Genomic DNA, 13,251 nt, shown 5'->3' with positions numbered 1-13,251 from the left:
AACCTGTCATAAATAATTAGCGTGGTGCTGTCAGCCCAAAGAACTCCCGGGCGGTCACCTCATCGTTCGCAATTTGTTGCTTTAAGGCATCAAGCGACGAAAAACGCTGTTCATTGCGCAATTTTGCGCGTAGCACCACGTCTATGTGGCGCCCATATAAATTGATATTGGTATCGAGCAGGTGCACTTCAAGCTGCTTGCGCACGCCGCCAACCGTCGGACGAATACCAATGTTGGCAATGCCAGGAATAGGCTCATCGCCCAGACCCAGCACGTCCACGGCATACACGCCGCGCACCGGAGACACCAAACGCTTCAACGGCACGTTGGCCGTCGGGAAGCCGATGGTGCGGCCTAGTTTGTCGCCATGAACCACGCGCCCGGAGATGCTGAACGGGTGGCCGAGCAGCGTTTCGGCTAATGCTAAGTCGTCATCACGCAGCGCGTCACGAATCGCCGTACTGCTAATGCGACTGCCGCCTTCGCGGAAAGTCTGGGTGCTTATGACTTCAAAACCATATTCAGCGCCGGCTTTCTGTAGCAATTCGAAATCGCCCAGACGACCAGCACCAAAGCGAAAATCATCGCCCACGGTCAGGAATTTGACGCCTAGTTTCTCCACCAATAGCTGGGAGATAAATGCCTGAGCAATGTTAGCCGCAAAACGCGGTTCAAAGCGCACACATAGCAAGTAATCAACGCCGCATTCGGCAAGATACTTGGCCTTATCTCGCAAACTGGTCAGTCGAGCAGGCGCTTTATCGCCCGCAAACAGCTCAAGAGGTTGCGGTTCAAAAATCATCACCATTACCGGAACGCCAAGCTTCTGCCCTTCCAGCTTTAGTTGTTCAATCAGTGCTTGATGGCCGCGATGCACGCCATCAAAATTACCAATAGTAAGGACGCAGCCATGATGGCGCGCCCGAATATTGTGTATCCCGCGAATTAGCTCCATAGCTGGCTCAAATCCATAGCTGACTCATAACGGTGGAAATCGGCGGATTATACCTTGTACAGCCTCCAAGGTTAACCAGCGATTCACTGGATCAGCGCAATCTCTTCGCCATACGGCAGATCTGACGGCGCAATTACGGCATCACCGAGGAAAATCTTACTTTCTCTCCTTCAGAGTGCGAGTTGCAGGTGCGATAGCCGTAGCTCGAATTATTTTGGCTATATATGTACGGAAAGCGTGACTTTTCGTAGAAACAAAGCGTTAATGCCCCCCGTTGGCTAAATAACCACTCTCCTGTCGAATTTTCTTGCGAAAGACTGTATTCCAAGGTGGGAAGCTGTTAAAATCCTGCGCCATCACAACGTAACAAGCGCCGATTGTAGTTTGAATCCGATTTGAATATAGAAACGGCGCTTATTTGCACAAATCCATTGACAAAAGAAGACCGAAAAGGCATATTCCTCGGCCTTCGAATTGTCCTCAATAGAAAAATATTTGGGAGTTGGACCTTGGCTAATATCAAATCAGCTAAGAAACGCGCCGTACAGTCAGAGAAACGTCGTAAGCATAACGCGAGCCGTCGTTCTATGGTGCGTACCTTTATCAAGAAGGTATACGCGGCTATTGCAGCAGGCGACAAAGCTGCTGCACAAAATGCATTTAACGAAATGCAACCAATTGTGGACCGTCAGTCTTGCAAAGGCCTGATCCACAAAAACAAAGCAGCGCGTCATAAGTCAAACTTGACTGCGCAAATCAACGCAATGCAATAATCGCATTTCGTTGTCTGCTTGATAAAAAAACCGGCTTCTGCCGGTTTTTTTATATCTGTTTTTTGAGCTTCCCGGCTCATTACTTCGCAAATCCCCCTCAGCCAGTGAACAGCCCTGAGAAGTCGGTGTTACACACCCGCTGTACCGAAGGGTGCTGAATCATCCTCTCGGCGAAAATCACGTAGTACTCTTCCTGTAAGCCCTCTACCCGCCCTACCTCGACAATATCATCCCCGTGAAACACCTCGGTCAGATACACCGACGGCGCGACAAAGATCGCATTGTGATTCTGGGCAAAAGCCTTCATCAGCGCGGCATCATCAAACTCGCCCAAGATTTTCACCTTCAGCCCCTGAGTGTTAAACCAATTGAGCAGCTTGCGGCCAAGCATTGAGCGCCTGCCGGGGATCAGCAATGGGCGCTTCTCAAGGCACTCGGGGAAAGCCTCACTTTCTGCCGGCTGGCGGCAATAAAAGCTGATAGGGCTTTCCCCCAGCTTGACTGAAAACAGCCCTTCCTGCTGGGTGGAGTCCACCGGACAATCCGACAGAATGATGTCGAGCTTGTGCTGGCTAAGCTGCTCCAGCAGCATCTCGTGAGTCGATTCGAAGCAGCGCAGATGGATATCTTGGTTATCCACCACGGCGGCATCCAGCACCCGGCTGACCAATCTTTTCGACAACGCATCGGCCACGCCGACATCAAACAGCAGGCTGGACTCTTTGCGATAGTTGACGATATCCAGCATCTCCTGGCTCATGGCAAACATCTTGTCGGCGTAGCGAAAGACCAGTTGCCCCAGTTCAGAAGGCACTAGCCCGCGCCCTTGACGCTTAAACAGCTTGCCGCCAAGACGCTCTTCCAATGACTTAATCTGACCGGTGATGGTTTGCGGCGTCAGAAACAATGCCTCTGCCGCCCCCACCATCGATCCGGTTTTGCAAACCTGCCAAAAGTAGTACAGGTGGTTGAAATTGATATGCGACATACCTGCTCCTTCTGGCTATTCGAGGTTCACACAAGGTGAGCATTGGCCTACGCGCCGTGGCGATGGCCTCTCTTCGGCAATAACTTATTCAGTAACAGATAACCTAAAACTGCCGAAACGGTGGAGCCGAGCAAAATACCGATTTTCGAGTAAGTCAGTAGCTCTGGATCGGCTTTGGCAAAGGCCAGCGAGGCGATGAAAATCGACATCGTAAAACCAATACCGCAGAGCACGGATACCCCGGCAATCTGTTTGAAATTAATCCCTTCCGGCAAGCGCGCAATGCCAAGTTTTACCGCTATGCCGCTGAAAATCATGATGCCGATTGGCTTGCCAAGTAACAAACCGGCCGCGATACCCATCGGCAACAGAGAGAAGACACTCTCCGTCGACACGCCCTGCAGCGAGACACCGGCATTAGCAAAGGCAAATATCGGCAGGATAAACCAAGCCACGTAAGGGTGAATGCCATGCTCTAAACGGCGAGCCGGAGAGACTTTCTGTCTTGTCTCTAGCGGAATGAAGAAACCGAGGATCACGCCCGCCAGAGTGGCATGGATACCCGATTTCAGCACGCAGACCCACAGCACCGCACCCACCAGCAGATACGGCGTGAGTTTGCCGACGCCGCGCCAGTTCAGCCATGCCAGTACGGCAATGGACAACGCCGCCAGCCCTAACGCCATGCCCGAGATATCGTGGCTGTAGAACAGCGCGATAATCACGATAGCGCCAAGGTCATCAATAATAGCGAGCGCCAGCAAGAACACCTTTAGCCCGGTCGGCACGCGCGAACCCAGCAGCGCCATTACGCCCAGTGCGAAAGCGATATCAGTCGCCGCCGGAATAGCCCAGCCTTGGCGCGCGACCTCATCCGCTCCGTTAAACATCAGGTAAATCACCGCCGGGGCGACCATACCGCCCACTGCCGCAATGGCCGGGAACAGCGCCTGCTCGCGATTTGCCAGATTGCCTTCGCGCAGTTCGCGCTTAACCTCAAGGCCAATCATCAGGAAGAACACCGCCATCAGGCCGTCGTTTATCCACAGCAGCAGCGGTTTATCAATTAATAGGTCAGCAAAGCGCAGCGTGACGGGAATGTCGAGAAAGGCTTGGTAAAGCCCCTGCATTGGCGTGTTGGCCATAACCAGTGCAATGATTGCGGCCACAATCAATACAATGCCGCCCGCGGCTTCCATACGTAAAAACTGACGAATAATATTCGACACTTTCAGACTCCTGTTAAATGCGTTAACGCAGCCATTTCCTGCGCAGTTGCGGCAAATTATAGCCAATAGCAAAGCTCGGAAAAAATCGATTATTGCTGCTTCATAGCTCGGTTTAACCGAATTATACGCCAAGACGCCCTATAGCTCCGCCATAAAAAAATCCCCGCCGCCTGAACAGGCTGACGGGGATTAAAAGTGTTAACTAACGTCTTGAGTCTGAAGGGATTAACGCGTCAGATCATCAAAGAACTTTTTCACGCCATCTAAGAAGCTTTTAGAACGCGGGCTGTTTTTCTCGCCCGATGCGCCACCGAAGCTCTCTTCCAGATCGCGCAGCAACTGCTTCTGTTTCTCGTTAAGGCTAACCGGCGTCTCAACCACTACGCGGCACAGCAGGTCGCCCTGAGCACCACCGCGCACGGATTTCACACCGCGACCGCGCATGCGGAACAGCTTGCCGGTCTGAGTCTCTGCTGGCACTTTCAGCTTCACGCGGCCATCGAGGGTTGGCACTTCAATCTCGCCACCCAAAGCCGCCATCGCGAAGTTGATTGGCACTTCGCAGTACAGGTTGTTGCCTTCGCGCTCAAAGATTTTGTGCGCTTTGACTTGAACCTGAACGTACAGGTCGCCCGCCGGAGCACCGTGCTCGCCCGCTTCGCCTTCACCTTCCAGACGAATACGGTCGCCAGTGTCCACACCCGCAGGGATTTTCACTGACAGGGTTTTCGAGCGTTCTACGCGACCATGGCCGTGACACTTGTTGCACGGATCTTTAATGATTTGGCCGCGGCCCTGGCAGGTAGGACAAGCCTGCTGCACAGTAAAGAAGCCCTGACGCATCTGCACTTGACCGGCACCGTGACAGGTCGGACAGGTTACCGGAGAGCTTCCGGCTTTCGCGCCGCTGCCGTGGCAAACGTCACACTCGGCCAGTGTCGGAATGCGGATCTCTTTGGTGACACCACGAACGGCCTCTTCCAAAGTCAGATCCATGTTGTAACGCAGATCTGAACCTCGGCTGGCACGCTGACGGCGTCCACCACCGAAGATGTCGCCAAAGACGTCACCAAAGATGTCGCTAAAGTCTGCACCGCCGCCACCGTAGCCGCCGCCACCGCCCATTCCGCCTTGTTCGAAGGCAGCATGACCATATTGGTCGTAAGCAGCACGTTTCTGTGCGTCAGTCAGAATTTCGTAAGCTTCTTTGATTTCTTTAAATTTGGTTTCGGATTCTTTATCACCCTGATTTCTATCAGGATGGTGCTTCATCGCTAGCCGCTTATAGGCTTTTTTGATTTCGCGCTCGTCGGCCGTTTTGGAAACGCCCAACAGCTCGTAATAATCTTGCTTCGCCATGCTTTTTCCTGCCCTCAACATGCGTGCACGGGCGCAGAGTTTCCTCGACGCCCGTGCTGGTTTTCAATAAAAGGTCTTGTTAAGAACTCTTACTGTGCCCGCTTAAGGGCGATTATTTCTTGTCTTTAACTTCTTCGAATTCAGCGTCAACAACGTCATCATCTTTCTTCGCGCTGTCGTCGCCGCCTTCGGCCTGGCCTTGTGGCTGTGCCATTTCTGCTAACTTGCCAGAAACCTGCACCAGCGCCTGCAGCTTAGCTTCGATATCCGCTTTATCTTCGCCTTTAGCAGAAACTTCCAGTGCTTTCAGGGCTTCTTCAATCGCGGTTTTATCTTCAGCTGGCAGCTTGTCGCCAGACTCTTCCAGTTGCTTACGCGTACCGTGGATCAGGTGATCCGCTTGGTTACGGGTCTGGACCAGTTCTTCGAACTTACGGTCAGACTCGGCGTTAGCTTCGGCATCGTTCACCATTTTCTGGATTTCTTCTTCGCTCAGACCAGAAGAAGCCTTGATGGTGATTTTCTGCTCGCGACCGGTATTTTTGTCTTTAGCAGAAACGTGCAAGATACCATCAGCATCCAGGTCGAAGGTGACTTCGATCTGCGCCATACCGCGTGGTGCAGCTTGGATGCCGTCCAGGTTGAACTGACCCAGAGACTTGTTATCGCTAGAACGTTTACGCTCACCCTGCACCACGTGGATGGTTACTGCAGACTGGTTGTCTTCCGCAGTAGAGAACACCTGGCTGTGCTTAGTTGGGATGGTGGTGTTCTTGGTGATCAGTGGAGTCATCACGCCGCCCATGGTTTCGATACCCAGAGACAGTGGAGTCACGTCCAGCAACAGAACGTCTTTAACATCACCAGACAACACGCCGCCCTGAACTGCAGCACCGATAGCTACCGCTTCGTCCGGGTTAACGTCTTTACGTGGTTCTTTACCGAAGAAGTCTGCGACTTTCTTCTGAACCATTGGCATACGGGTCTGACCGCCTACCAAGATAACGTCTTGAATGTCAGAAACTGACAGGCCAGCGTCTTTCAGAGCTACTTTCAGTGGCTCGATAGAACGACCTACCAAGTCTTCAACCAGTGATTCCAGTTTTGCACGGGTCACTTTGATGTTCATGTGTTTTGGACCTGTCGCATCAGCAGTGATGTACGGCAGGTTAACGTCAGTCTGTTGTGCAGAAGAAAGTTCGATTTTCGCTTTCTCAGCCGCTTCTTTCAGACGTTGCATAGCCAGCGGATCGTTACGCAGGTCCATGCCTTGCTCTTTCTTGAACTCTTCAACCAGATAGTTGATCAGACGGCTATCGAAGTCTTCACCACCCAGGTGGGTATCACCGTTGGTTGCCAGAACTTCGAAGGTTTTCTCGCCATCAACTTCATCGATTTCGATGATTGAAATATCGAAAGTACCACCACCCAAGTCGTATACCGCGATGGTGCGGTTGCCGACTTCACGATCCAGACCGTATGCTAGAGCAGCAGCGGTTGGTTCGTTGATGATACGTTTTACTTCCAGACCTGCGATACGGCCGGCGTCTTTGGTTGCCTGACGCTGAGCATCGTTGAAGTAAGCAGGTACAGTGATAACCGCTTCAGTTACTGGTTCGCCCAGATAATCTTCAGCCGTTTTCTTCATTTTCTTCAACACTTCTGCAGAAATCTGCGGAGGTGCGATTTTTTGGCCTTTAACGTCGATCCATGCGTCGCCGTTATCTGCGCCAACGATCTGGTAAGGCATGATGCCTTTGTCACGCTGTACTTCTTCGTCCTGGAAGCGACGGCCAATCAGGCGCTTAATCGCAAACAGGGTGTTTTGCGGGTTAGTGACAGCCTGACGCTTAGCTGGTGAGCCCACCAGAGTTTCGCCATCTGCTGCATAAGCGATGATGGAAGGAGTGGTGCGATCACCCTCTGCGTTCTCCAGCACACGTGCAGTTGTGCCATCCATAATAGCCACACAAGAGTTGGTGGTACCCAGGTCGATCCCAATAATTTTACCCATCTAAAACGTCTCCACTAAAAATTCATATTCGGTCAGGTTGTTACTGTATATGTGGACGAATTGTTTAATTTCAACTGCCCAATATTGCCTTTTACTGGCGGTAACAACTGCGGTTGAGAATAAGATGGGGCCATGCGAGCCAGCATCAAGGGGTTCAATGAAAAAAAATCTTCAACTGCGGTTACGCCAGATCAATGTTTGCTCGCTGACACCTCCTTATGATGCCGCGCGCTGGTGACGATATGTGGCCTTTTTGCCCCTTTCACAAGTGAATCTAGCCCGGTTATTTATTCGCGACATTTATAGTCCAGAGGAATTATGCAAAGCAAAATGATGGCCAACCCCTGCCCCTTGGGTCTGATGGGTTTTGGCATGACAACTATCTTGTTGAATTTACACAATGCCGGTTTCTTCCCCCTGACTGCCGTCATCGTCAGCATGGGGATTTTCTATGGTGGCCTGATTCAGATATTTGCGGGCATCATGGAGTTTAAAAAGGGCAATACCTTTGGCACCACGGCCTTCACCTCTTATGGCGCATTCTGGCTGAGCTTGGTCGGCATTCTGATGCTGCCGCGCATGGGCGTGGCAGATGCCAGTAGCGAAAGCTTCTTAGGGGTTTATCTTGGTCTGTGGGGCGTCTTCACCCTTTTCATGTTTTTCGGCACCTTGAAAGCAAACCGCGGATTACAGGTGGTTTTCGGCAGCCTGACTGTACTGTTCGCTTTGCTGGCCGTGGGCAATATCACCGGTAACGCGGACGTGCTGCATATCGCCGGATTCGAAGGGATCTTCTGCGGCGCGAGCGCCATTTATTTGGCGATGGCAGAAGTGCTGAACGAGCAGTATGGCCGAACCGTGCTCCCGATTGGCGAGATGCAAAAAGCCTAATTGGGCTTGCTCCAAAAATAAAAGCCCCGGCATCTTCGTCGGGGCTTTTTGCTTTCACGCTACCTGCTTCGATTAACGGCCTGAGGCCGCCTGCCGAGTAAACTCACTCTTCTCATCGCTGTTCAAATCACGCGTCAGGTAGAAACCAATCAGCACCCCAACCACCGCCATGGCGAGAATATAATAGGCCGGTGCCATCGGCGTAATGTGCGTAATAAAGGAGATGAAGATTGGCGTCAGCCCGCCAAAAATGGCGTAAGAGACGTTATAAGAGAAAGAGATGCCGGTGAAACGCACCTCCGCCGGGAAGGCGCGAACCATGACATAAGGCACCGTCCCCACCAGCCCGACGCTAAAGCCCGCCAGCGCATACATCACCATCAGTTTTGATGGGTCAGTGGCAACCACGTGGTAGAAGGCCCAAGTACAAACGCCCAAGAACAGGCTACCGAAGATAAACATCCTGCTGGCGCCGATGCGGTCGATAATCCAGCCCGCCACGATGCAGCCAAAGGTCAGAGCAATGGTCGCCATGCTGTTAGCCTGCAAAGCCTGAGCCGCCGGGATAGCAAACTGCTTTTGCAAATAGGTTGGCGTCATCAGAATAACCACCACCAGACAGGCCGACAGCAGCCAGGTCAAGAGCATTGAAATCACAATTTCTTTTTTGTGATTGACCACCACTGACTTCAGCGGCAGCACTTCCGCCAGGGCTTTCTTGGCTTTCATCTCAAGGAAAATCGGCGTCTCTTGCAGCCAGCGGCGCAGGTACATGGCAATCAGGCCGAAAATCCCGCCGATGAAGAAAGGAATGCGCCAGCCGTAGTCACGCACGGCCTCTGCTGACAGCGTGCTGTGCAGTACGGTCGCCACCAGCGAGCCGAGCAGGATACCGACGGTCAGGCCCGCCGTCAGCGTACCGCAGGCAAAACCGATGTGCCTGCGCGGCACGTGTTCGGCCACAAACACCCAGGCTCCCGGCACTTCCCCGCCCACCGCCGCGCCTTGCAACAGGCGCATCAGCAGCAGTAACAGAGGTGCGGCAATACCAATGGAGGAATAGGTTGGCAGCAGGCCCATCGCCAGCGTCGGTAGCGCCATCAAGAGAATACTGAAGCTAAACATTCGCTTACGGCCAATCAGATCGCCAAAGTGCGCCATGATGACACCACCCAGCGGGCGCGCCAGATAGCCAGCGGCGAAGATCCCGAAGGTTTGCACCTGCCGAACCCAATCAGGCATATCCGCCGGAAAGAACAGATCGCCGATGACCGCAGCAAAGAAAACAAAAATGATGAAGTCGTAGAACTCGAGGGCGCCGCCTAGTGCAGCAAGGGACAGTGTCTTGAAATCTTGCCGGTTAAGCCGACGATTATTAGCCTGTTGCATAAGATACCGTATAGCACAAAGTGGAAGGTGTAAAAAACGAGCCGCTACCTGTAAAGGAATGATTACTATAACGGCAAACGTTTCGCGCACCAGATGGGCTGAATCTTATGTCAGAAAAAGTCTAACTTTAGTTTTTTGTATCGCGGCGGGCACTTTTGGGACGAAAAGCTGCTACCACGTCCTCGTGCGTTTCAATATACGGGCCGTCGAGCAGTTGAATGCAGTAAGGCACGCTGGCAAAAATGCCGGAAACAATTACCTTACCCGACTCATCTTTCAGGCCTTCAAGCGTTTCCTGAATCGATTTTGGCTGGCCCGGCAGGTTCAAAATCAGCGCCTGTTTGCGGATAACCCCAACCTGACGAGAAAGGATAGCTGTGGGCACAAAGTGCAGGCTGATTTGACGCATCTGCTCGCCAAAGCCTGGCATTTCGCGGTCGGCAACGGCCAGCGTGGCATCCGGCGTGACGTCGCGACGTGCGGGGCCTGTACCGCCGGTGGTCAGCACCAAATGGCAGCCACTTTCATCCACCAATTCGCTAATCGCCTGCTCAATCAGCGGCTGCTCGTCGGGGATCAATCGCTTCTCCACCTTGAAGGGCGTGATCAGCGCCTTTTCCAGCCAGGCTTCTAATGCCGGAATGCCTTTATCCTGATAAATGCCGTTTGAAGCGCGGTCCGAAACCGACACCAAACCAATTCGTAAGTTATCCATGCTTTTCTTCTCCCCAAGCATTTGTTCGGCAACCCAGCCGTTAGTGGGATAAAGGATAAGTATATCGGTAAGTCGGGGCGAGATTTTTTTCTTCAGACATTAAAAAAGGCGACTCAATGAGTCGCCTTTCTGATACCGAGTGCCGTGATTACAGCAGGTCAGCGATCATTTTTTCCAGTTTACCCTGGTCGATAGCAAACTTACGGATACCATCCGCCAGTTTGTCGATAGCCATTGGGTCTTGGCTGTGATCCCAGTAGAACTGAGCTTCAGTCAATGGCTCTGGACGTGCTTTGGTTTCGCCAGTGTAGGACAGTTTACGCTCCAGCGGACCTTCGCTTTCTGCCAGTTCTTTCAACAGAGCAGGTGCGATAGTCAGACGGTCACAACCAGCCAACTCGATGATTTCGCCGATGTTACGGAAGCTTGCGCCCATAACCACAGTCTCGTAGCCGTGCTGTTTGTAGTATTCGTAGATTTCGGTCACAGAGATAACGCCTGGATCTTCATGCGGCGCGAACTCTTTTTTGTCGCCGTTAGCTTTGTACCAGTCGAGGATACGGCCAACGAACGGAGAAATCAGGTAAACGCCAGCTTCGGCACAAGCACGAGCCTGAGCGAAGGAGAACAGCAGAGTCAGGTTACAGTTGATGCCTTCTTTTTCCAGACGCTCTGCGGCACGGATACCCTGCCAGGTTGAAGCCAGTTTGATCAGGATACGGTCGTTGCTGATGCCAGCATCGTTATAAAGTTTGATCAGACGGTGGGCTTTAGCCACGCTCGCTTCAGTGTCATAGGACAGACGCGCGTCGACTTCGGTAGAAATGCGGCCTGGGACCAGTTTCAGGATCTCCAGACCAATGTTTACCGCCAGTTTGTCAGCCGCGTCAGTAACCTGCTGGTCACGATCGCTGCTTTGATCTTTAGCCCATGCAATGGCTTCGTCGATCAATTTACGGTATTCAGGAATTTGTGCAGCGTTGAGGATCAGAGACGGGTTGGTCGTAGCATCTTGCGGCTGGTACAGTTTCATTGCCGCAATATCCCCGGTGTCTGCAACAACTTTAGTGAGTTGGCGTAGGGAAGTCAGTTTATCGGTCATTTGGCATATCTCATCGTTTGTACATTTTCGTTGAGGCATTTTCATGCCTTGCCTTTGCCTGATGATAACATGCAAAAAGCCACGCGCAAGGCAGATATGGCGGTGCGATAGGCATGACGAAAATGGGTTTATCGTCTGCAGAATCTTAATTTTTCAGTCAAAATGACAGTGTCCCCATGGGGGCAAAAAGGCTATGTTAACCAGCACTCTATACAAAATGGCTAAAATACAACCACCCATGCAGGGGTCAACTATCAATACCTTGATTAACAAAGGCGCCCAATGAGCGAAATGCTGAATTTTTTCGACAACATTCTTTGGGGCTCAATCCTGATTTACCTGCTGCTGGGGACGGGCATTTACTTTAGCCTGCGCACGCGTTTTATTCAGTTCCGCCTGTTTGGCCATATTTTCTCCTCACATCTGCATAAAAACAGCGCCAACCCGCGCGGCATTTCAACCTTTCAGGCCCTGTGTATCAGCCTTGCTGCCCGTATTGGTACAGGCAACGTGGCGGGCGTGGCCTTGGCTATTGCCGCAGGCGGGCCGGGAGCCATCTTCTGGATGTGGGTCGTTGCCTTCATTAGCATGGTGACCGCACTGTTCGAAAACACCTTGGCCCAGCTGTTTAAAGGGCGTGATTTAAAAGGTCATTATCGCGGCGGTCCGGCGGATTACATGGAGAAAGGCCTCGGCATGCGCTGGATGGGCGTGCTGTTTTCCATCATGCTGGTGCTCTCTTTTGGTTTAATTTTCAATGCGCTACAGGCCAATGCGATTGCTCAGGTGGCCGCCCTCTCTTTTGACAGTAATCCTCATTACGTCGCCGCAGGTCTGGTGTTACTGACCGCCGTCACCCTGTTTGGCGGCCTAAAACGCTTCTCTAAACTGTCGCAATGGATGGTGCCTGTCATGGCGGTGGGCTATCTGCTGATGGCTACCTGGGTGATTGGGCATAATGTTGAACGCCTGCCGCAAGTCTTTGTTCTGATAGTTAAAAGTGCCTTTGGCTTGCAGGAAGTCGCCGCGGGCGCGGTCGGTTTTGCTATTACACAGGCGCTGACCCAAGGGGTGCAGCGCGGTCTGTTCTCCAACGAGGCGGGCATGGGCTCTTCCCCCAACGCCGCTGCCCTTGCCGCTCCCGAGCCCGCTCATCCGGCGGCGGTGGGCTTCTCGCAAATGCTCGGCGTATTTATCGATACCATCGTGATTTGTAGCGCCACGGCGTTGATTATCCTCATCTCAGGCCTGTTGGATGCCCCTGACCAGCAGCTCAAGGGCATCGCGCTGATTCAGCAGGCCGTCTCGACCGCGACCGGCAATGAGCTGGGCCATTATCTGGTGGCGACCTTTGTGTTTATTTTCGCCTTCTCCTCTATCTCCGCCAACTATGTTTATGCCGAGAACAATTTGGTATTCCTGCGCAGTGGCGAGAAAGCCAAACTCTACGTTTTCCGCCTGCTAGTTCTGGGCATGGTGGCTTTCGGCTGCCTGGCAAAACTGCCAACAGTGTGGAAAATGGCCGATATCAGCATGGCACTCATGACTATCATCAACCTCACCGCGCTGATGCTGCTTTCGGGCATTGCGCTGAAAGTCATCAAGGACTACGAGCGCCAGCGCCGCATGGGGCGAACGCCGGTGTTCAACCCCGACCACTTCCCGGAATTCCGCGAACAGCTCACTCCCGACGTGTGGCAGAAAACCCCACCTCAGGCGAAACATTAAGTTTTTCCTATTGCAGCAATTTCCGTTCTGCCCGGCCTTTGCGCCATTTTTATGGCCGGCTCAGGGCAGATTTTTGCTAAAATAGAGACGAAACCAAGATCTCACGAT

Annotated in this window: 11 protein-coding genes; 3 read left to right on the top strand and 8 right to left on the bottom strand. The window is 52.5% G+C overall.

Annotation, left to right across the window (positions count from 1 at the left end; genetic code table 11):
• Positions 1–16 precede the first annotated feature (16 nt).
• A complete protein-coding gene (ribF, locus tag V2154_RS02660; RefSeq protein ID WP_353500955.1) occupies positions 17–955 on the bottom strand; it encodes a bifunctional riboflavin kinase/FAD synthetase in 939 nt (312 codons plus the stop codon).
• Between the two features lie 509 nt (positions 956–1,464).
• Between ribF and rpsT the strand changes: the two genes are divergently transcribed.
• Positions 1,465–1,728, top strand: coding sequence for a 30S ribosomal protein S20 (gene rpsT / locus V2154_RS02655; protein WP_034787052.1), 264 nt, complete (start codon positions 1,465–1,467; stop codon positions 1,726–1,728).
• A gap of 97 nt (positions 1,729–1,825) precedes the next feature.
• Here the strand turns inward: rpsT and nhaR are convergent, their stop codons facing one another.
• The 4 genes from nhaR to dnaK form a co-directional block, all read right to left on the bottom strand.
• Complete coding sequence (gene nhaR, locus V2154_RS02650) at positions 1,826–2,716, bottom strand: transcriptional activator NhaR (RefSeq protein ID WP_353500954.1); 891 nt, start codon at positions 2,714–2,716, stop codon at positions 1,826–1,828.
• A gap of 47 nt (positions 2,717–2,763) precedes the next feature.
• Positions 2,764–3,945 (bottom strand): Na+/H+ antiporter NhaA, encoded by a 1,182-nt coding sequence (gene nhaA, locus V2154_RS02645; protein ID WP_353500953.1) that lies wholly within the window; start codon positions 3,943–3,945, stop codon positions 2,764–2,766.
• Positions 3,946–4,170: 225 nt separating this feature from the next.
• Positions 4,171–5,304 carry a molecular chaperone DnaJ gene (dnaJ, locus tag V2154_RS02640; protein ID WP_353500952.1) on the bottom strand — a complete coding sequence of 378 codons (1,134 nt, stop codon included), beginning with the start codon at positions 5,302–5,304 and terminating at the stop codon, positions 4,171–4,173.
• Positions 5,305–5,416: 112 nt separating this feature from the next.
• Positions 5,417–7,318: a molecular chaperone DnaK gene (dnaK, locus tag V2154_RS02635; RefSeq protein WP_353500951.1), complete on the bottom strand. Its 1,902-nt coding sequence runs from the start codon at positions 7,316–7,318 to the stop codon at positions 5,417–5,419.
• A 318-nt stretch (positions 7,319–7,636) separates the two neighbouring features.
• Here dnaK and satP point away from each other — a divergent pair, with 318 nt between their 5' ends.
• A complete protein-coding gene (satP, locus tag V2154_RS02630; protein ID WP_353500950.1) occupies positions 7,637–8,209 on the top strand; it encodes an acetate uptake transporter in 573 nt (190 codons plus the stop codon).
• 72 nt (positions 8,210–8,281) lie between these two features.
• On the opposite strand, the gene V2154_RS02625 is transcribed toward satP, so the two are convergent.
• From V2154_RS02625 to tal, 3 genes are all read right to left on the bottom strand, one after another.
• Complete coding sequence (locus V2154_RS02625) at positions 8,282–9,598, bottom strand: MFS transporter (protein WP_353500949.1); 1,317 nt, start codon at positions 9,596–9,598, stop codon at positions 8,282–8,284.
• 127 nt (positions 9,599–9,725) lie between these two features.
• A complete protein-coding gene (mog, locus tag V2154_RS02620; RefSeq protein ID WP_353500948.1) occupies positions 9,726–10,313 on the bottom strand; it encodes a molybdopterin adenylyltransferase in 588 nt (195 codons plus the stop codon).
• 148 nt (positions 10,314–10,461) lie between these two features.
• Positions 10,462–11,415 (bottom strand): transaldolase, encoded by a 954-nt coding sequence (gene tal, locus V2154_RS02615; protein WP_353500947.1) that lies wholly within the window; start codon positions 11,413–11,415, stop codon positions 10,462–10,464.
• 282 nt (positions 11,416–11,697) lie between these two features.
• On the opposite strand from tal, the gene V2154_RS02610 reads away from it, so the two are divergent.
• Positions 11,698–13,143: an alanine/glycine:cation symporter family protein gene (locus tag V2154_RS02610; RefSeq protein ID WP_353500946.1), complete on the top strand. Its 1,446-nt coding sequence runs from the start codon at positions 11,698–11,700 to the stop codon at positions 13,141–13,143.
• Positions 13,144–13,251: the final 108 nt, after the last annotated feature.

The sequence above is a fragment of the Ewingella sp. CoE-038-23 genome (assembly GCF_040419245.1).
GTDB lineage: Bacteria > Pseudomonadota > Gammaproteobacteria > Enterobacterales > Enterobacteriaceae > Ewingella > Ewingella allii.
This window is presented reverse-complemented; position numbering and strand designations above follow the sequence as displayed.